Below are 21,157 nucleotides of genomic sequence, written 5' to 3' on the forward strand. Positions count from 1 at the left end.
GTAATTAACGAGTTAAAAGAATAATAGAGCTTAATACTACAGAAGCTACACTGACTAAAGTTCCGGCATTACCTACATAACCAGCTGATTTTATTTTAGCAGTATTAGGGTTTACAATTATTATATCATTTGATCTAATAATATAATTACCTCCTTTCATCCATTCACTATTAGTAAGATCTATATGAATAATATGTCTTTCTCCATTTATTTCTCGTATTAATAACAAATCATTACGCTTGCCATTAATAGTCAAATCTCCAGCGTATCCTAAAGCTTGAGGAAAAGTAATATACTGTTCTGTAAAACTATAAGTACCAGGATATTTCACTTCTCCCAAAACTGTTACTTTTGCGTTTAGAATTCTGACAGAAACTGACGGATCCATTAAATGCCCTTGCTTTTCCAAGATATTAATTAATTCCAGTTCCAAATCATTAATACTTTTACCTACAACATGAATATTTCCTAAAATTGGGAGAGTGATGTAACCATCAATATTCACTAAATAACCTTGCAGTTTTAATATCTCCAAATTATTCTGTGTACTGCCCCCAAATGCCAGTACCTGTTTATTATATACCCAACTGGTTTCTGGCACAGACGCACCTATAGTAACACTTAATATATCATTACACTGTATAGGATTACTTTGGTAATGAATGGTATCAATTTTATTATTGTTAGCATCTTGTAAATAAAGGAGATCCCTTTTTGTAGCACAAGAATTAAGAAAAAATATAAATATTATGAGTTTGACAACTATAAAATTTTTCTTCATTTTTTGAATTTAAATTAATTTTTAAACCTACAAAACTAGAGGTAAATGCAGTTACTACAAACACCTAATTACATATTGTAATAAGCGATGAAATAGAGTAAAAAGCGAACATATTATGTTTTAATTGACATGAAGTACCCTGAAAGGATCATCATATTTCTACTGCAGAACTATAATATTCATTTATATTATAGATGTTAAGTCTAACAAAAAGATTTAAAAGGCGGAGTTATGTGTTTTCTTACCAAAAATGGTAAGCCAAATAATTTGAATATCAAACCAAAATGACCAATTTTCGACATAATATAAATCGAATATAGTTCTATTGGTTTTTTGTTCGATAGTATCTGTTGGCCCCCTCCAACCATTAACTTGAGCCCAACCAGTTATACCTGGTTTTAAATAATGCCGTAACATGTAATTTTTTACTTGATTTTGCAATTCTTTGTTTAAATATCCTCTGTGGGGTCTCGGTCCCACAACACTCATTTGTCCTAAAAAAACATTTAGAAATTGAGGCAATTCATCTATACTCGTTTTTCTAATTATAGCCCCCATTTTAGTAATTCTTGAATCATTCAATTTAGTACTACTTTTACCCCCACGAACCGAATCGTTTTCTTTCATACTACGAAACTTATACATTTCAAACTCTCTACCATTTCTTCCTATTCTGATTGGTTTGTACAATACAGGCCCTTTAGAATCCATTTTAATTAAAATTGCAACAATAATAAAGAGAGGGCTTAATAAAAATAAAACTACAAATGAAAACAAAACATCAAATATTCGTTTATAGATTAAATAAACCTGCTTATCAAGTGAGTTTTGGCGTAAATTAATTACAGGAATGTCATTATACATTTCAACCTCAACATTGCTTTTAAGATCATCTAAGAAAGAATAATCTGGAATATATTTTGCTCTTATACCATGATAATTGCATACTTCAATGGTCTGTTTTATTTCTCTACTAGACTCATTGGGTAGTGCTACTATAACTTCATCCAAATTAGGATTATCAATTATAAATTTTTCTAGATCTTCAAAATTTTTTGAATTTTTATTTTTTGAATTGTTAGGATCGATAAATCCAATCACTTGATAACCTGCATCTAAGTTGTCTTTGAAGTAATTCAAGAGTTTAAAAATATTATCTCCATTTCCAACAACTATTGATCTTTTAAGATTAAAACCTTTTTTTCGAAAATATCGAGCATATTTTATTACTAAATAATTTGAAATTATTTTTAACGTAAAACACACACATAAAAAGGTTACTATTAATATGTTAAAATTGAGTTGTGTATTTAGAAAAATTCCTAATGTAAAAACAAATCCAGAAAACAGTATAAATACCTTTAACAAGGATTTTAGTTTCCCTTTAAAATTATTATAGAAATATGTTTTGTATAACTTGAGATTAATAGCAATTAAATTCCAAATAAAAAGTATAATAAAAATAAAAGACATTTTTTGGATTATTGAATTTGAATAGTAACTAATTAACAAATAAGAACTAATTGCTACTATGAAATTATCTAAAATACTCAATGCCGGTATTAATTTATTATTCGATGTATTCATATAAATAAGGGTTTTACGATAAAATCAGTACGTGATTTTACCTAGATGAGTTAATTAAAATTTATAGTGAAATGAAATAAGCTTTGAGATACTATCTCGAAGCTTATTTCGTTTATTTCTAAGATTAAAAGACTATTTACTAGCTCTAGGAGAGGAAGAATTAGGTAATATTAAAATGGCTAAATTATTACTGTATCTTCTGTTGATATATAAGTATAATTATTTGTACTAAAGTGTCCCCAATTAATACCTATATAATTCTTTTTATTTAAGAAAGTCTCATGTAATCTTACAAAATCAATAATAATCTTGTCTTCTATTACACTCAATTTTTCAGTAAACTCGTATTCTTTAGTACAAACAATTAAAACTTCATTTTCTGAAATTATTGTATCCAAATCCGATACGAGTAGTTTAGACAAATGGGGGATTCGAGCTTCAATATAGTCCTTATTTGTACCTGTTAAAATGGTTAAGTTTATATTCTTATCGTATATAGATATATCTTTGCCTTGGCCTATTAAAGATTCTATAACTCGAACAGCTGGACTGTTTCTTAAATCGTCTGTCCCTTCTTTAAAGCTCAAACCTAAAAACCCCATTTTTTTTCCTGCATATTGCTGAATCATCATAATAGCTCGCTCTATTTGATTTTCATTAGTTACACTAATGCCATCAATTACAGGTGTTTTTACATATAAATCATGCGCTAACATTTGTAAACCTTTTAAATCTTTTGGTAAACATGACCCTCCAAAAGCAAAACCTGGTTTAAAATAATAATTGGAAATATTCAATTGTTTGTCTTTGCAAAATATACTCATAACCTCATGAGAATCAACTCCTAAAGAAGAACATATATTTCCTACCTCGTTGGCAAATGAAATTTTTAAAGCATGGTAAGTATTATTAACATACTTCATAATCTCAGCTACTTCTAAACTTGTTTTTACAATTTCACATGGTAAATTACTGTATAATGAAGCTATTTTATCAGCAGCATAATCACTATCGGAACCAATTAAAGTGAGAGGTGGATTATAATAATCTTCCACTGCACTTCCTTCTCTTAAAAACTCTGGATTATCCACTACCATAAATCCTTCATTTCTCTTTTTTCCTGAAACTTTTTCTATAATGCTTGCGACCTTATCACATGTACCTGGTAGAACCGTGGATCTAATAGCTATTATATGTATTCCATTTTTTGATATAAGTGCTTCTGCTATATTCTCTGCAACTTTAAAAATATAATTAAAATTTAAATGTCCATTTATTGTAGAAGGAGTTCCTACTGCAATTATACTCACTTCTGAATCGCGTACTGCCTCACTTGAATCCATCGTAGCTGAAACATTTCCTTTATCAAATTGTTCCTTCAATATTTTATCAATATCCTTTTCTATAATGGTGGGCATTCCCTGGTTGATCAAATCAACTTTGTTTTTATTTATATCAACTCCTATTACTTTATGTCCGTTTTTTGCAAGGCAGCCTAAACTAACACAGCCTACATAGCCGAGGCCGAAAATACTAATATTCATATATTTGTTTTTATTGATTAAGTTTTAAACAGGTACTATTGTTTCCTTCAAAAAGGGAAAGCTGATAATTTTTATGATTTATTTTGAAAAATATAGAAAGGAAATAGTGCTAAATAAAGAGCATTAACTTCTAAAAAGTAAAACTTTAAAATTTATATTCTTGACAAAACAACTAGAATTGGTAAAAAAGTTTTATTATTAAACAAAAGATCTATACAATAAAACTCATTATATTATTCTCTTTTTAATTCGAAAATTGTTATTTCTGGTCTCACATTAAACCTTATTTGCCACAAGTGACCTAGAGCTCTATTAATATATAAAGTTCTTTGCTTAGAGAGGTTTATTTTTCCTGCTCGGTATGTTTTATTTTTAACTGGTAGAATGGGTGGAGGAAGAAATGGTGGCTTAACTTGACCACCATGTGTATGCCCTGATAAAATCCAACTATTATAATTTTTCCATACATTTAAATCACAAACGTCAGGATTATGACATAAAACTAAATTTGCTTTTCGAATATCTAGTTTAGATAAAGCTTTTTCAGGATGAAAGTTAGTCCCCCACAAATCATCAATCCCAATAATATTTAAACCTTTAATCTCTATCTGCTCATTTCGTAATATCTTAATTCCAGATTCATCTAAAATTTTAATAATCGTATTTGCTACACTTTCTTGCCTCCATTTCTTACCATAATCATGATTGCCTAATACCCCAACAGTACCATATTTTCCTATTACAGCACTTTCCATTACTATTTTAAGTTGCTCAAACTGTCTATCGTTATAACTTATGTAATCTCCTGTATAAACCACTATATCTGGATTAAACTTTTGAGCTTTTTTGAAAGAATCGATTAGGTAATTCCAATCAAATCTATTACCAACATGAATGTCACTAATTTGCATTATATGTTTACCAACTAAATCTTCTGGCAAATTTTTAATGGGCATTTTTATTCTAACAAAATCGAGCCAAAAAGGTTCAATTTTCCAAGAATATAACGCGGATAAAAAACAAATTCCAAGAGAAGTGAGCCCTCCTTTTTTGATGAATTTTCTTCTATTCAATTTTTATTTATATCAAATATGAAAAATTTGGAATAGATTTATAAACTTAAATCAATTTCTATTCTCTCTGTGTAAACTTTAGGTATGTTACTTTAAAATTAGCAGAAACAATAAGCCTATTATAATTCGATAATAACCAAAATATTCAAAACCATATTTTTCAACAATTTTCAAAAAAATATTAACGGCTATCCAAGCAGTGCCAAAGGAGATAAATAATCCTAAACTTAAAAAAAAGATTTCTTTGTTTGATATCTCTAAAGGTGTTTTCAATAAATCATATGTACTAGCTGCAAACATGGTTGGAATTGCAAGCAGAAATGAAAACTCCGTTGCCTGCTTTTTATCCAATCCATTTAATACACCTCCCACAATTGTAGCTGCGGCTCTAGAAACACCTGGTATCATAGAAAAACACTGCGTCAGCCCAATAATAAAAGCATTTTTATATGAAATATTTTCCAATATAGCGGTCTTACTTTTTTGATTAATAACTTTTTTATCAATTAAAATTAAAATTATACCACCAATGATTAATGAAACAGCAACAATGGTGGGATTAAATAAATACGTTTTAATAAAATTGTATAATAAAAATCCAATGATTGCTGTGGGTAAAAATGCTACTACTAATTTTCTGTAAATGGCAACTCCTTGTAATAATCTTTTAGAATAAATCAAAACTATTGCCAAAATCGCTCCTAATTGAATAAAAATCTCAAAAGTTGTAACAAATGCAATACTTTCAATTTTCATTAAGCTCGAAGCTAAAATCATATGTCCCGTTGAGGATATGGGAAGGAACTCCGTGACTCCTTCAATTATAGCAAGAATTATTGCTTGAATAATATCCATGTTTTAATATATTTTTATATAGTTTCAATTCTTACATTAAGAAAAAACAACCAATTAGTTTTTTCTTAAGAAGTAACATTCATCTGTAATTTATTTCTTAAATTCTATAATTTTTTGTTCCATAAAATCAACCATGTCATCCCATTCATTGACCAAATTTTCTCTAAATTTCAATTGTAATTCTAAATCATTGGAGGCTTCAATTATGTAGTTTATTCTAGGTACTGCCGTATCTCCTGGTAAATGTTTAAGCACCCCTTGATTTATAAGAATTTTATTAGCTTTCATTTCCCGAATACCTGTGTAAATACTTGGAACTCCTAACATAGCCCCTTCTCTTGCCATGCTATCTCCTGAGGAAATAACAAGTTTAGAGTAATACATAAGAGAATGTATATCATCTACAGGCTCTACTAAAGGAATCCAATTTCTAGGAAATTTTGTCTGAATATTTTTATCTTCAAGCGATAATATGATGGGTAATTTTTTTGATATTTGTTCTGAAAAGCAACAAATAATAGCATCTTCCTGATTAAAATAATTGAATGATTTATTACTTACTTCTCTTACAAAAACATATCCATATGGTTTTAATCCATAATTATGAAGTGCCTTAACATTTGGAGAAAACCGCTTTGGGCTTAAATAACTCCACTCTTTAAGACAATTAAAAGTATCTATTTTTCTGTTTTTTTCTACAATTTCAGGAAAAAACAATCGATCGGAAAGGAATGCATTAATTTTATTTATTCTTTTTCTTTCTGGATCATCATAAAATTGAATTATGGGTGTTTTTGTTAATTTACAGGCTAAGGCTAAAGGAGCGCTACTAGCTGCAATGCAGATATTAAATTTATGTTTTTGAATGAGATGGATAAATTTTGAGGCTCTTTTTACATTACCATCCCAAAAAATTGACCATTTAGTACCCTGACTGCTTCCTACAGAAATTAATTCAAAATCTATATATTCTCGCTTTATAATAGCAGGAAGTTTTCCGCGATCCAAATAACAAATAAGTACTGTCCATCCTTTATTTTTAAGTTCTAAAGCTAATCCTTTAAATAAATTTAATTGTGCAGGATGTTTAATATCTATAAGTATTTTATAATTCATGTGTGATATATTTCTTAACGTTTTTAGTAACTGTGACAGTGTGCTAGGCCTACTTAATTATAAAGCACATGTATGTCCTCGTCTTGATACGGTTTTCAGAATTAATTTTAGCATTACTTAAAAAAGGAAAGTATTGATTGATATTATTATATAAAAAACGCACTAGCATTTTTAATGAAAAAAGCGTCGGTAATTATGTAAATAAGTCAAATGATCAATCTTCCTTTTTCTAATTTTTTTTGCTGGATTTCCTGCATAAATAGTCCATGGTTCTGTGTCTTTTGTTACAACAGAAGCTAAGGCGGCCACAGAACCTTCCGCAATAGTTCGACCCGGTAAAATACTAGCCCCTGTAAAAAGACTAGCATGATCTTCTATTTTAACTGGTGATCCTTCAGATTTGTAACCGGGATCATCCAAATTATGCCCTAAAGTAAAAATTTGAACATGTCCTGCTAAGTCAACATTATTTCCAATAGAGATACCACGTCTCCCATCTAGCAGACAATCATGGCCAATGGAACAATAAGATCCTATTTTAATTTTCCATGGCGCATATACTCTTATTCCCATTTGAAGATGCGTGTTTTTTCCAATTTTCATTCTATAAAAATATTTATAGAATACTTTTCGAATGAAATAACTAGGAATTCTACTCACTACATGATTAGCAAATGACAAATAAAAAAAATGAAAAAAATCTACAAATTTCCTAATAGAAGTACCTGGTTTTAAAGATAAGTTTGACATAAAGTTACTTTCTGTTTTTTATAAATTTCGCAGGAACTCCACCCCAAACGGTATACGGTGGAATATTTTTAGTAACTACGGAGCCTGCTCCAACTATAGCTCCTTTGCCTATACTTAAACCTGGAAGCACAATGGTGCGCAAGCCTATCCAAACATCATCACCTACTTCAGAATAAAAATGATCAGAGAAACCTTGCTCCGACATTGGCATACCTTTGGAATCACTATTATGCGTTTTGCCCAGAAAAACAACTTCTCGTGCAATCATCACATTGTTACCTATACTCACATTGTCTAATCTTACAAACTCATTTATCTGGCAGTTGTTACCAATCTGAACATTATTGCCAGAGCCTACATATACCTTTTTTTGAATTTTAGAGTGTTTTCCAATTTTTATGAATTTTTTTAAAATAAAGATTCTTAATCCATTATAAATAAAACCACCTGGAAACCAATAGCTTGGTAAGTTAAAGGCTAATAAATAATAAATAATGATACTAATTTTTTTCATTTACTTTCTTATTTGAAAATTCAGTTATAGCTAAAGCCATCCAAGCTTGCCACCTGACGTAGTTTATTTTTGATTTATATATTTTATTATTAAAGAAATAGAAATAACCTTCTTTTTGATTGTAATATTTGTGTATGGAATAATTCAAAATGGTTTCTGCTTTGTGTAACATCCCTACTTTTGAGAATAGAATTATAGCATTGGCAATATCTCTTATTTCGGTATAGATAAGTTTGCTCCTAACATCTTTGGGGTAATGTAATTTATGAAAGTGAAGTGGTATGTTGTCTTTAAAACAGTTTTCAATATAATCTGCTAAACCATTTTCAAACATCTCAGTCGAGTTTTGTGTTTTTACCACTTGATGCATATGGTGTATCGATTCTAAAACAAAAGCAGTATGGAAATTATCTACATAGCCGTTTTTTACTGAATATCCCCAGGATCCATCGAGACTTTGTACCTTTTCTAAATAATTTAATATTTTTATAATTTTACTTTCAATGGCTTTACTTGGATAAATTTCATAGTATAAGGCATAAAAGCGTCCAACCTTTGCCGTTGCGTTATAAACTTCGTCCTTTTGATGGGGTAGGTATGAATACCACAAGGTATTTTCTTCTTCAAACTTTAGCCACTTTTCTTCTAAAAGTTGTTCAAATGAACAAATAAGCTCTAAAGCCGATTGATCTTTACTAACTTTATAATATTCAAAAAAAGCAAACATGGCGAATAAAGAAATAATGAGCGAGGTTTTTCCTGGACCCGAATTATATCTGGTTAAGGCCATTTCAAAAGCAAAACCCAATGAATAATATTTAAACTCTGGACTTTTGCTGTCTTGAAGCCAATTTTTAAGAAACTTTATTTCTTCAGCATACCTATTGGAGTCCATTAGAGCCATCGCATGAAAAAAAATAGCGTTCGATTTTGTGTTTTCAGATGGTTCTATTTTTAATAAAGGCCGTAAGTTTATAGGTGATATTTTATTAATAAAAGAAACTTTAGACAAAAGCGCATGGGGCATTTTAATATTTGAACTCGCAAAATCATAAGGGTCTATTCCCTTAAATTTATTTTTTGAGCTATTTTTTATAAGCCTTTCTTGAAAAAGAGCATACTTATCCATAAATATTTGATTTTATTCTATTTATTAAACTTAAGGGTGTATACAACTCTTGTCCTCTGCTAATATTATTAGAAGCTATTTTTTTTAGCAACTCAAAATCTTTTACAGCAAACTCTATTTTGCTTATCAGTTCGGAGGTTAAGGAGTCTTGTAACAGAAAACCCATATCACGATCTTCAAAAAAATCTTTAAGCCCTCCTGCTGGAGTAACGAAGACAATACAACCTGCTGTAATGGCCTCTAGGATACTAATTGGAAGTCCTTCTGGATGTGTTGTGGGTAAAAGATAGAAATGGGACGCTTTAAACAAATTTATTTTGGCATCTCCTTCCACACGTCCATGAAAGTTAATAGGTAATTTTCTGTTTTGTGCAATCCATTTTTTCACTTGATCTGTTTCTGTTCCAGAACCAGCCACATTTAAAATAAAATTGGAATCTTTTTCAAATAAGGTTTTAAATGTTTCTAGCACTGTAAAAATCCCCTTTACCGCTTCTAATCGCGCTAAAAATAACAGATGAATTGGAGCGTTTGAAAATTTTTTTTCAAACGATTTGAATTCACTAAAAAAACGCTCTTGAACAACAGTATGCTCTACTATGATATCTTTTTCAAAAAAACCTACTGACACCAAACTATCCTTAAAACTTTGAGCTAATACGTAAATTTTTTTTGCCTTAAAAAAAGATGATTTATTGAATTCACCTTTTACTTCATCAAAAAAATGAGTATCCCAACCGTGTATAAATAGATAAACATCCTTTTTTAGAAATATTGATATTTTGCAAAATATTTTATCACGGGTATAAGCTTTTTTATTTAGAGAGGTATTAATAAATACTTTAGAATTTTTATAATACAATAAGCCTAATAAAAAAGTAGACAACTCTACTATAGTATTGAAGTATTTAGCAAGGTGCTTTCCTCTACCACCTCTATAAAAATAACGTTCATTTACACCCCACTGTCCTTTTAACGATTTCACAAATGTGGCAACACCTCCTGATAAATCCAGATAAGGTGATAATATTAATAAATTACATTTAGACATTTATATGGATATAAGTTTGAAAAATTTATTTTGCAGAATAAGAGTAAAGTCCATTGCTGAGTTGAACTTGAAATTAAATTGTTTTTTTTGCTAAATCATTAGTTGAAAAAAATAGCCCTAAAAACGCTCCAAGGATGCTAAACGTAACGGTTTTATAGGTGATAGCCCATATGTTTCCTGAGACGCCTATCATGATTATGAGTAAAAAAAGAGTTACATACAGTTGATACATATTTTTTAATCCGTATTTATACAGTAAAGGTTTCATTTTCTTTGCTTTATAAAAGAGGTTTTTAAATATGATAATATATAATATTAAGCCTATGATTCCTGTACAGAAGAAAATATAAGTATAATCTGAATGGATGGGACGTTCGGAGTCATAGAATCCATAATTACCAATGGTATTAAAAGCTTCTTTTCCGAAAAGATAGTTTAGAGTGTTATCAGCAACATAAAATGTATGTAAAACAAATCCTAATTCTAAATAGCGGCCTTCTTTTTCATAAGAGTAATCCTCCTCTGTTAAGTAGTCTCTTTCCGCTAACCGATCATTAAACTGCTTTTCTATAAAAGGAAATGTAATTAATAAAAATAGAAATGAGTAAAGTATATATTGAAATATTTTTTTATAATTTCCTGCCAATATATAATTAAACACAGGAATAAAAATGATAATAAAGATAGCGGTTCTGCGTATTGTCAAAATTAAAATAATAAGGTTAATAAGTCCTAAAACAGCATAAAGTTTCTTTTTTCTTATGATATCATTTTTAATTAATAGCGGTAGCATACCAACAAGAAATGCCGGTGTGTATAACTTAGCATCCCCTAAACCTACTCTAAAAACCTCAGAATCTTCGTTTGAATACCTAACACTACCTGTATTATATAGATTGGATATTATAACAAATACAATATATAGCCCTAAAATAGGGTAGATAGAATTTATAAAATACTTGAACTTTTCTTTGGTATTTACTAGTAAAAAAGAAACAGGCAAGTACATTAATGAGGTAGAGAATTTAGAAAACTCAATTAATGAGGCCGTAATATCTGATGAAAATAGAAGTAAAAAAAAAGAATATAATATCAAAAAATATATGGGTTGAAATACCCCATTTTTAAAATGCAAATGATTCATAAATACAATCCCCACAAACAAGATATTTATTCCAATTCTTAAAAGAGATATAATAGACTTTGAATCATCTAAGTAATAAATGAAATCGACAATAAAGTTGAATATAATGATATATGAAAAAACCTCTATTAGCTTTGTTTTCAACATGCTTTTTAACATTATGTATACCTATCAATTTTGATGTTAATTGAAGATTATGGTATTTGTTTTTTTAATTTATAAACTTAAACCCAATACAAGGTTCAATAATTTAAATACTAAAATGATATGTTTTTTGAATTTTCTTATGAATAAAATAATTCCAAATAATTGCTGTAATAAAGTTCGATATAGCTAAAGAAAATAACCCCATGTAGGGAACTAGTAAATATGATAATAAAGCAGATATCAAAATAAATAGCGTAATTATCTTTAAAAAATAATTTTTCAAAGTACTTAACTGGGCAAATAGACCTATAGGTCCAAAGTAACAACTAACGGTATTTGCAAGAAGTATAATTATTGCTAGTGAAACATTTTGAAAATTGATATCATAATCATAAAACTTTAAATAAAAAGGAATCAATAAAATGCAAACGACACTAAATACGTATCCTAAAAACTTAGTAGTTTTAATTCGCTTTCTTAAATTTTCTGAATATTGGTTTAATCGTATAGAGGATGCAAATTGTTTGGCTATATCTGCATTTAACGCTACTCCGGGTAAATTGATAAGTTGTCCTAATTTCATTAAAACATCATACATACCAACTATTGTTTTATTAAAAAATATACCAGCCAAAAAAATATCTAAACGAATCTTTAAAAATTGACTTGATATGCCTAAAGCAATAGACCAGCCTTTAAAATATAAATCTTTAATAGAAAAATTTATGTCATTTTTTTCAATACCATATTTAAATAAAAGGATTATTAAGTAAATAATAATACAACATAGTACAATAGCAGAACTAAGATTTATAAGGTAAACATTGCTTCTTGATGGGATGAAAAAAACAAGTAATAGTAATGATACAGATCTTGTTACATCTTTAAGAAAAATATACATATTCCCACTTGTTTTAGACCTAATAACTTCTATTAAAAAAGCACTAAGAGAATATGATACCAGACCATACATTAAGTGAGTATTCAAAAAACTAAAGTACATATTTGTTATTAGCAAAAGCAATGAAATAAAGCCTAAGTTGATAAATACAGATATAAGTAATTTTATTAATATTTTATAATCAAACCCTTTTTTTACAGCACTTTCTTTTAAGGCTATTACACCGTGACCTGAACCAATTAAAGCTGAGATTACAATCAAATAACCATTTATAAGAACATAGTCACCATATCTTTGAAACCCTAATTTTGAAATAAAAACTTTTGTTAAGACAAATGTAAAAATGATACTAAAAATTTTAAAACCTATAGAAAATATTTGCTTTTTTAGAATCTGGAAATCAAGTTTCTTTTTTTTATCATTTAATTGGAATAATACCTTACTAACCATTGTTATCTCTAAATAGTAATTTTTTAATAAAAATTATAGCACATAAAGCTTTCACAAAGTATATGACTAAAAATTTTTTCTATCTTATCCTTGATTTTCAAACAATTGACACATTAACGTTTAACAAATGTTTTAAGATATCTAAATTTGGATGCAACTAATTCTGGATTAGAAACAATTATTTTTGAAAAATTTTTTACTGATGTTAATATGTAAACTATATGAAGTTTAGCGGACTTAACTGATAATTTGTAAGGGTTAATTTTAATTTTTTCAAAATTAAAATGAGCTATTATATCTTTACAGTAATAAGAAATTATTTGTATGTCCATTTTAGGGAGCTCTTTTTTCCAAGAGTAAATTTTACTTTCTATAGCGTTAGATTCTACGTTAGTATGTAAATGTCGTTGGTTAATACCAATTTCTTTAAAATATTTTTTAGTGTTGTTTTTAGAATTACTAACACCTAGAAACCCTAAGCATTTCTCAAGTGTTTCTTTATTTTTTAACATTAAATCACAATATCTTATGTTTAATACCTGCTCCTTATTGTTAATTTCAAAATCTAAAACTTTCTTTACTTTATAACGATATTTTAAAGAGGTTTTTAGTGCATTATTACTAAAAACATCTCCGTTTAAATTTATTGATTTTCGTTTAGAATTATGTACTCCTCTTGGATCCCTCACTAAATGTATGAATTTACATTCCTGAAACATACGGCTCATAGTGTCTAGATGTTCAAACAAAGGGTGCTTGATTAATATCCAATTAATATCTTTAGTTGTTGTTAGTTGAAGATCTATTATTATTTTTATTAAGGACTTATTAGTAAGCTTACCATCATTAATAAGGTTCTTAATTTCAAGTAACAATATATTCTTATCGATTTTTAATTCGATGAAATGAATTTCTTTATATAGAAAATCGACTATTAATTCAGGACTAACGTTCTTTGTATGAACTATTTTACTATCAAGAATCCTTGATATAAAGGCACTTTCAGCTGTTACAAAAAGATTATCAAATTCATGCAATTGTTTTGATAAAAATGTTGATCCAGATCTTGAATCGTAAATTATAAATCCAATATTCATTTATTAATTTTTTTAAAATGCATTAAAAAGCCTTTGCTGTTTTTAATAAGTATTCTTGATTTTTTTTGTATACTTATTTCACTGAACTAAAAACCAATTATTCAATAATTCTTTTCTATTATAGAGCATGTTTTTTTTGCTTTGCCAATCCAATACTTGAAATCCTGCATGCTCACAAATTGCTTGTCCGGCTGCGGTATCCCATTCCATTGTGGGAGCAAAACGGGGATAGCAATCAGCTTTTCCTTCTGCTACCATACAGAGTTTAAGAGAGCTTCCTTTAGAAATTAAATGAACGTTTCCGTGTTTAATTTTCATATCGAGTATATAGGCCTCTGTTTCTAGTGACATATGAGAACGGCTTGCTACTACAGTGAATGTTTTGTCTTCACGTTCTAGAGGTAATTTAACAGCTGAATTTATTAAAGTTTCTATATTTATTTTTTCAGTCTTAGAAAACGTAATTTTAAAAGCACCTTTTTCCTGAGTTGAAAAGTATAAGTCGCCTAAAGCAGGAACAAAAACAACCCCTAAAACAGGTACTTGATTTTCTATTAACGCAATATTTATAGTAAACTCCCCATTACGTTTTATAAATTCTTTTGTACCATCAATTGGATCGACAATCCATAATTTCTTCCACTTTTTTCTTTCTTCATAAGGAATTACATTACCTTCTTCAGAAAGAATTGGAATATTAGTTTTTTCTAAAAAAGATACTATTTTACTATGGGATGCTACATCAGCTTTCGTTAAAGGTGAGCTATCTCCTTTAAATTGAACACCAAAATCTTCAGATTGGTAAATTTCAAGAATATCTTTCCCTGCTTCTAAAGCAGCTTTAATAGCAGTATACAGATGTTTTGTCATTGTATTGTATGATGATAATTAGGGTTTATTATAATTACTTTAAATTCAATTATGCTTCTAAATAATCATTCCTGCCCCAATAGTTTCATTGGTTTGTTCATCAATGATAATGATACTTCCAGTTTGACGATTTTTTTTATAGGCATCATAAAATAAAGGTTTTGAGGTTCTGATAGAAATGCGAGCTATATCATTCATTTCTACGTTATCAATACCTTCTATACGGTGTAGTGTATTAATATTTACCTTATATTTCAAGTCCGTTACCATACTAATACATTCATTAGTGGTATGTTTAATAATGACTTTAGTCCTCACTTGTAAAGGTTTAATATTCATCCATGTTACCAAAACCTCAATATCTTGACCTATTTCTGGTATATTATTTTCACGAGTAATCATATCACCACGACTGATGTCAATTTCATCTTCCAAGGTCATGATAACAGACATGGGAGCAAAGGCTTCTGTAATAGATTCACCATTAAGTTCTATGGTTTTAATAGTGGAAACAAAGCCTGAAGGCAATATTTTCACCTTATCCCCTTCTTTAAAAACACCACCGTCAATGCGACCTGCAAAACCTCTAAAATCTTGTTTTTCTAGGGTGTGTGGACGAATTACCGATTGTATAGGAAAACGACAATCAACATGGTTGTAATCACTAGAAATGTGAACCGTTTCTAAGTGATACATCATTGTACTTCCTTTATACCAAGGCATATTCTCTGATTTATTCACCACGTTGTCACCAGCCAAAGCAGAAATAGGTATAAATTGAATATCTTTGATATCTAACTTAGATGAGAAAGCTTTAAAATCAGATACGATAGTATTGTAGATTTTTTGACTATAATCGACTAAATCCATTTTGTTTACACAAACAATAGCATGAGGTATACGTAATAATGATGCTATAAAAGCATGCCTGTGTGTTTGTTCTAACATGCCTTTACGGGCATCAATTAAGATAATTGCCAAATTTGCTGTGGAAGCGCCCGTAACCATATTTCTCGTGTACTGTATATGCCCTGGAGTATCTGCAACAATAAATTTACGCATAGGTGTTGCGAAATAGCGGTAAGCTACATCTATTGTAATTCCCTGCTCACGTTCAGACTTTAATCCATCAGTTAATAATGACAAATCGACGTAATCAAAGCCTTTGCTTTTACTTGACGCTTCCACAGCATCCAATTGGTCTTGAAAAATAGATTTACTATCATATAATAGTCGCCCAATTAAAGTGCTTTTACCATCGTCCACACTTCCTGCTGTAGTAAAACGTAATAACTCTATATCTTGATAATTCATGTTCTTGGTTTAATCTTAAAAATATCCTTGTTTTTTACGGTCTTCCATCGCTGTTTCGGCTCGTTTATCATCAGCGCGACCACCTCGTTCTGTTGTTCTCGTAGTAGCTATTTCTTCAATGATTTTATCAAGCGTATTTGCATCTGATTCCACCGCACCAGTAATGGGCATGTCTCCACAGGTGCGGTAACGGACTGTTTTTTCTACAACAACTTCACCTTCTTTTAATTTTATAAATTCTGAATTTGCTAATATGACATTGTCACGAACGACACACTCGCGTTGGTGCGAAAAGTAAAGACTAGGAAGTTCAATATTTTCAAGTTTTATGTATTCCCAAACATCTATTTCTGTCCAATTGGAAATAGGAAAAACTCTAAAATGTTCTCCATATTTTTTTCTGCCGTTAAAAAGGTTCCATAATTCAGGTCTCTGATTTTTCGGATCCCACTGTCCAAATTCATCACGATGGGAAAAAAAACGTTCTTTGGCACGTGCTTTTTCTTCATCTCGTCTGGCACCTCCAAGAGCCGCATCTACTTTGTGTGTTTCTAAAGTATCTAGAAGGGATACAATCTGTAGTGCATTCCTAGAAGCATCTGCACCAATTTCTTCATTAACTCGACCTTTGTCTATAGCTTCTTGTACAGAGCCTACAATTAATTGTACGCCTAGTTTTTTAACCAGTTGATCTCTAAACATAATGGTTTCAGCGAAATTATGACCTGTATCGATATGTACTAAAGGAAAAGGTATTTTTGACGGATAGAAAGCTTTTTTTGCTAAATGGGTTAATAAAATGGAATCTTTACCTCCAGAAAACAATAGTACCGGGTTTTCAAATTGTGCGGCTATTTCACGGATGACAAAAATAGCTTCCGATTCCAATTCCTTAAGATGACTGATTATGTAGTTACTCATTAATTTTTTTTATTTTTTGTGAGATATAATTCATTATTTTTTGTAGTGATACTTCTATGGTTTCATTATCCGTTATGATTTCTATATCTGCACAGGTTGGAGGTTCGTAAGGCGCATTTATGCCCGTCATATTTTGTATTTCACCTGCACGGGCTTTTTTATAAAGGCCTTTAACATCACGGCGTTCGCATTCTTCTAAGCTCGTGTTAACGTATATTTCAATAAAATTGTCCGCACCTACCGTTTTTTTTATATTCTCTCTATCTAATAAATAAGGAGATACAAATGCACCTAATACAACGATCCCTGCATCTATAAATAAATTAGATATTTCAGCAATTCTTCGAATGTTTTCGGTTCTGTCTTCACTAGAAAAGCCTAAATTTTTGTTTATACCTCGTCGTATGTTGTCTCCATCTAAAGTATAGGTAGAGATGCCTAAGTTGTACAGTTCAACTTCTACTAAGTTAGCTAATGTAGATTTTCCTGAACCCGATAATCCAGTAAACCAAATTAGCATAGCATTAAGCTTATGCATTTTTTGGCGATCCAATCTACTTATCTTATAATCTTGATGGATTACATTCTTGTTCATATTGTTTTTTTTGGGATTTTGGATCTCTTTCTTTTGGGTCTCTTTTGTCCAATCCATAATTAATTCGGTACCACAATTTTTCATGAAAAAAGTATAAACTCATTTTTGTTATTATTTCTGCACTTCCTATTTTAAGCCCTATTAGAGGATTGCCAGAAATTAACCAAGACAGCATAATGGTATCTAGAGTACCTATGGCTCTCCAAGAAAATGTTTTAATGATATGCCTGCTGTTGCTGTTTTTTATTTTTGAATTGAACCAAAGTCTTTCATGGAAGTAGTACAATATCATTTTTGTTATCAGCTCTGTAGCACCAATCTTAACACCCGTAAATATATCTCCTGATATATACCATGATAACAAAAAGGTATCTAAAGTACCAATAGCCCGCCAAGTCATGGTTTTTGCTAAATGACGTTTGTTAATTTTAAACATATAGATTATTTATAACAGAGATATTAATTGTTGGTTTTTATGCTTTTGGTTGCTTGAAACTTTACTAAAAGTATATTCCCTTTTTAAGCACTGTTATTTGGTAACCTTTAATTAAACTTTACCAATACTTTTTATTTTAAAACCAATAGCTTTTAATTTTGAAGAGTCTAAAATATTTCGACCGTCAAAAACAAACGCTGGCTTGAGCATGCTTTTATAAATGCGTTCCCAATCATAATCCCTAAACTCATCCCATTCTGTTAATACAGCTATAGCATGCGAATCTTCAAAAGCCTTATACGGATCTGGTTCAACTTTTAAATGTTTTGAATTTTTTTCTTCTGACCTTGAGTTAAGATATTTAACATCATATCGAATTTGAGGCTCGCTAACTCTTGGATCATAAACTGATACGTTTGCGTTTTCTTCAATGAGTTGATCTGCCACATAGATAGCGGCAGATTCTCTAGTATCATTAGTATCCTTTTTAAAAGCCCAGCCTAAAAAGGCTATTTTCTTGCCTGAAACAGTATTATACAACGTTTTAATAATATTTGTAGCAAATCGTGTGCGCTGATGGTTATTCATAATAATAACCTGTTCCCAATAACTCGCTACTTCTTCTAGGCCTAATGATTTTGAAATATATACTAAATTCAGAATATCTTTTTGAAAGCAAGATCCTCCAAAACCAACTGAAGCTTGGATAAACTTAGAACCAATTCTACTATCCATACCAACAGCTTTAGAAACCTCTACTATATTTGCACCTGTGGCTTCACATAATTCAGATAATGAATTTATAGAAGATATTCGTTGAGCCAAAAATGCATTTGCTGTTAATTTAGATAACTCTGAAGACCATAAGCTAGTTGTAATTATTTTATCTTTAGGTACCCAAGAACTATAAATATCCACTAACGATTGGATAGCCATTTGCCCTTCAGGTGTTTCATTTCCTCCAATTAATATTCTGTCTGGAGATTCTAAATCCGCAATAGCGGTACCTTCTGCCAAAAACTCGGGATTAGATAATATCTGAAAAGACACACCGTTTCCTGTATTGTCCAAAATGTTTTGGATGGTTTCAGCGGTTCTTACAGGAAGTGTTGATTTTTCAACAATAATTTTATTTGTTTGTGAAACCATAGCAATTTGGCGTGCACATAATTCTATATATTTCAAATCAGCAGCCATTCCTTTACCAACTCCGTAGGTTTTGGTAGGAGTGTTTACAGATATAAAAATCATTTGAGCTTCATCAATAGCTTTATCAACATCAGTAGAGAAAAATAAGTTTCGTCCTCGAGCCTTTTCTACTACTTCACTTAAACCTGGCTCATAAATTGGCAATTTGTGTAAATCAGAATCATTCCAGTCTTTAATACGTTGCACATTTAAATCAACTACTGTAACTTTAATATGTGGATTCTTTAAAGCGATGACCGCCATTGTAGGACCTCCTACATAACCAGCTCCAATACAACAAATATTTTCTATCATTTACTCTTTTTAAGTTTATTTATTTAACAACCAACTTGAAGATTGAATTTTATCACCCATACCATCTACAAGTAAAATATTCAGTTCTTCACATATATTTTTTTCTGGAATTGTATCATTGTTTTGATCACCGCCATTAGCAAACATTAAATCATAAGAGTCAGATGAAAGATCATGAATTTTAGCTATTGTTTGAATCACGGTTCGATCTTTATCAATTGATAAAAAACATTCATCAACAACTTTAAGATTTTCAATAATAAACAGACGTTCATCTTCCAATTGAAATTCTTTAGACTCTTTTAACTGTCTTTGCACATCATTATTTACTATTACAAACAATTTGTCTGCTTGAGATTTTGCATTGTTAAAATACTCGATGTGTCCTTTATGTAAAGGATTAAAATAACCGCTTACGATTACTGCCTTAGGTTTACTCATTTCAAATTAAAAATTAATTCTATTCTGTTTATTATTATTATTATTATTATTAAGCATAGCCCGTTATTACTATACATAGCTTGTTTTCAATATTTTATAGTATTTCAAATAATAGCCCCCGTGTAGAACTGATTCATGATATTAATGCCTTTACTACTCATTAAGAACAACATCATATCACAGGCACGGATATCAAACGTTATAAATGGCGTTGTTCTTTAGTCTTCAAAATAACCATAAACATCAGAACTACATGAATAACATAATTGTCCAGCTCCCTTTATATAATTAACCCGCTCATTAATTGGAGTATTCGTAGGATATAATGTTTCGCTACCACATAGTACACAAACATCATTAGCTAGATTGGACATGCTTTTTTTATTACTTAAGAAGCATTCATAGTCTTAGAAGAGTTTGACTTCCCTTTACTTTTCTCAATTTCTTTTTGTGCTATTTGATTTCTTAGTAGAGTAGAAGAGAAACGATGTTCTCTCTTATTGAAATATAATATTATACCATTTTCACGGCAATAATCACTGCCAGTAAAGTTTTTATCTTTATACTCATCTCCTACAATACGAATATCAATTTTAAAACTCTGTAGTATATCTAATAAGTCTTGTTCGGTTGCATATGGAATAATTTCATCAATATACTTACAACCTTTAAGTTGTATATAACGTTCTACAACCGTTTGAATTGGTTTGTTTTTTTCAGGTCGGTCAACAGTAGGGTCGGTTTGTAGTCCCACTATTAAATAATCACATTGTATTTTTGCCTCTTCTAACATTTTGATGTGACCAGAATGCAACAAATCAAAAGCACTAAAAGTTATACCTATTCTCATTTTATTTTAAAATTTATTCATTATGATTATTTTGTAGGGATTAGATATTTCTTCACAAAAACTTAAAATATATAAGTATTAAATCCTG

Annotated in this window: 22 protein-coding genes; all 22 read right to left on the bottom strand. The window is 29.9% G+C overall.

The features are described 5' to 3' along the window. Window positions 1-4 precede the first annotated feature (4 nt). Window positions 5-781 (bottom strand): polysaccharide biosynthesis/export family protein, encoded by a 777-nt coding sequence (locus QLS71_RS02620; RefSeq protein WP_308990361.1) that lies wholly within the window; start codon window positions 779-781, stop codon window positions 5-7. Window positions 782-997: 216 nt separating this feature from the next. Then, complete coding sequence (locus QLS71_RS02625) at window positions 998-2,368, bottom strand: undecaprenyl-phosphate glucose phosphotransferase (protein ID WP_308990362.1); 1,371 nt, start codon at window positions 2,366-2,368, stop codon at window positions 998-1,000. Window positions 2,369-2,547: 179 nt separating this feature from the next. Beyond that, window positions 2,548-3,912 carry a nucleotide sugar dehydrogenase gene (locus tag QLS71_RS02630; protein WP_308990363.1) on the bottom strand — a complete coding sequence of 455 codons (1,365 nt, stop codon included), beginning with the start codon at window positions 3,910-3,912 and terminating at the stop codon, window positions 2,548-2,550. Between the two features lie 233 nt (window positions 3,913-4,145). After that, window positions 4,146-4,985 (bottom strand): metallophosphoesterase, encoded by an 840-nt coding sequence (locus QLS71_RS02635; RefSeq protein WP_308990364.1) that lies wholly within the window; start codon window positions 4,983-4,985, stop codon window positions 4,146-4,148. 87 nt (window positions 4,986-5,072) lie between these two features. Beyond that, entirely contained in the window at window positions 5,073-5,840 is a 768-nt protein-coding gene (locus tag QLS71_RS02640; RefSeq protein WP_308990365.1) for an undecaprenyl-diphosphate phosphatase, read from the bottom strand. A 90-nt stretch (window positions 5,841-5,930) separates the two neighbouring features. Continuing rightward, entirely contained in the window at window positions 5,931-6,956 is a 1,026-nt protein-coding gene (locus tag QLS71_RS02645) for a DUF354 domain-containing protein (protein WP_308990366.1), read from the bottom strand. A 171-nt stretch (window positions 6,957-7,127) separates the two neighbouring features. Then, window positions 7,128-7,706: an acyltransferase gene (locus QLS71_RS02650; RefSeq protein WP_308990367.1), complete on the bottom strand. Its 579-nt coding sequence runs from the start codon at window positions 7,704-7,706 to the stop codon at window positions 7,128-7,130. Window positions 7,707-7,710: 4 nt separating this feature from the next. Next, entirely contained in the window at window positions 7,711-8,220 is a 510-nt protein-coding gene (locus QLS71_RS02655) for a DapH/DapD/GlmU-related protein (RefSeq protein WP_308990368.1), read from the bottom strand. After that, window positions 8,207-9,349, bottom strand: a complete 1,143-nt coding sequence (locus tag QLS71_RS02660; RefSeq protein WP_308990369.1) for a hypothetical protein — start codon at window positions 9,347-9,349, stop codon at window positions 8,207-8,209. The genes QLS71_RS02655 and QLS71_RS02660 overlap by 14 nt, the downstream gene beginning before the upstream one ends. Beyond that, window positions 9,342-10,400 carry a glycosyltransferase family 4 protein gene (locus QLS71_RS02665; RefSeq protein WP_308990370.1) on the bottom strand — a complete coding sequence of 353 codons (1,059 nt, stop codon included), beginning with the start codon at window positions 10,398-10,400 and terminating at the stop codon, window positions 9,342-9,344. Before QLS71_RS02665 ends, QLS71_RS02660 begins: the two co-directional genes overlap by 8 nt. 73 nt (window positions 10,401-10,473) lie before the next feature. Continuing rightward, the gene (locus QLS71_RS02670) at window positions 10,474-11,691 is read right to left on the bottom strand and encodes a hypothetical protein (protein ID WP_308990371.1); all 1,218 of its coding nucleotides are present in this window, start codon (window positions 11,689-11,691) and stop codon (window positions 10,474-10,476) included. A 103-nt stretch (window positions 11,692-11,794) separates the two neighbouring features. Next, complete coding sequence (locus tag QLS71_RS02675; protein ID WP_308990372.1) at window positions 11,795-12,853, bottom strand: hypothetical protein; 1,059 nt, start codon at window positions 12,851-12,853, stop codon at window positions 11,795-11,797. A gap of 302 nt (window positions 12,854-13,155) precedes the next feature. Next, the gene (locus QLS71_RS02680) at window positions 13,156-14,139 is read right to left on the bottom strand and encodes a sulfotransferase (RefSeq protein WP_308990373.1); all 984 of its coding nucleotides are present in this window, start codon (window positions 14,137-14,139) and stop codon (window positions 13,156-13,158) included. Between the two features lie 78 nt (window positions 14,140-14,217). Then, window positions 14,218-15,009 carry a 3'(2'),5'-bisphosphate nucleotidase CysQ gene (gene cysQ, locus QLS71_RS02685; protein ID WP_308990374.1) on the bottom strand — a complete coding sequence of 264 codons (792 nt, stop codon included), beginning with the start codon at window positions 15,007-15,009 and terminating at the stop codon, window positions 14,218-14,220. Window positions 15,010-15,066: 57 nt separating this feature from the next. Beyond that, window positions 15,067-16,323, bottom strand: a complete 1,257-nt coding sequence (locus QLS71_RS02690) for a GTP-binding protein (RefSeq protein ID WP_308990375.1) — start codon at window positions 16,321-16,323, stop codon at window positions 15,067-15,069. A 15-nt stretch (window positions 16,324-16,338) separates the two neighbouring features. Further along, entirely contained in the window at window positions 16,339-17,244 is a 906-nt protein-coding gene (cysD, locus tag QLS71_RS02695; protein ID WP_308990376.1) for a sulfate adenylyltransferase subunit CysD, read from the bottom strand. Continuing rightward, window positions 17,237-17,839 (bottom strand): adenylyl-sulfate kinase, encoded by a 603-nt coding sequence (gene cysC, locus QLS71_RS02700; protein ID WP_308990377.1) that lies wholly within the window; start codon window positions 17,837-17,839, stop codon window positions 17,237-17,239. The genes cysD and cysC overlap by 8 nt, the downstream gene beginning before the upstream one ends. Further along, window positions 17,808-18,275, bottom strand: a complete 468-nt coding sequence (locus tag QLS71_RS02705; protein ID WP_308990378.1) for a DUF2061 domain-containing protein — start codon at window positions 18,273-18,275, stop codon at window positions 17,808-17,810. Before QLS71_RS02705 ends, cysC begins: the two co-directional genes overlap by 32 nt. A 111-nt stretch (window positions 18,276-18,386) precedes the next feature. Further along, complete coding sequence (locus QLS71_RS02710; RefSeq protein WP_308990379.1) at window positions 18,387-19,778, bottom strand: nucleotide sugar dehydrogenase; 1,392 nt, start codon at window positions 19,776-19,778, stop codon at window positions 18,387-18,389. Between the two features lie 15 nt (window positions 19,779-19,793). Next, on the bottom strand, window positions 19,794-20,219 hold the full coding sequence (locus tag QLS71_RS02715; RefSeq protein ID WP_308990380.1) for an adenylyltransferase/cytidyltransferase family protein: 426 nt from the start codon (window positions 20,217-20,219) through the stop codon (window positions 19,794-19,796). Window positions 20,220-20,437: 218 nt separating this feature from the next. Further along, on the bottom strand, window positions 20,438-20,593 hold the full coding sequence (locus tag QLS71_RS02720; RefSeq protein WP_308990381.1) for a hypothetical protein: 156 nt from the start codon (window positions 20,591-20,593) through the stop codon (window positions 20,438-20,440). A gap of 14 nt (window positions 20,594-20,607) precedes the next feature. After that, the gene (locus QLS71_RS02725; RefSeq protein ID WP_308990382.1) at window positions 20,608-21,069 is read right to left on the bottom strand and encodes an adenylyltransferase/cytidyltransferase family protein; all 462 of its coding nucleotides are present in this window, start codon (window positions 21,067-21,069) and stop codon (window positions 20,608-20,610) included. Window positions 21,070-21,157 lie beyond the last annotated feature (88 nt).

It is taken from the genome of Mariniflexile litorale (assembly GCF_031128465.2).
GTDB classification, from domain to species: domain Bacteria; phylum Bacteroidota; class Bacteroidia; order Flavobacteriales; family Flavobacteriaceae; genus Mariniflexile; species Mariniflexile litorale.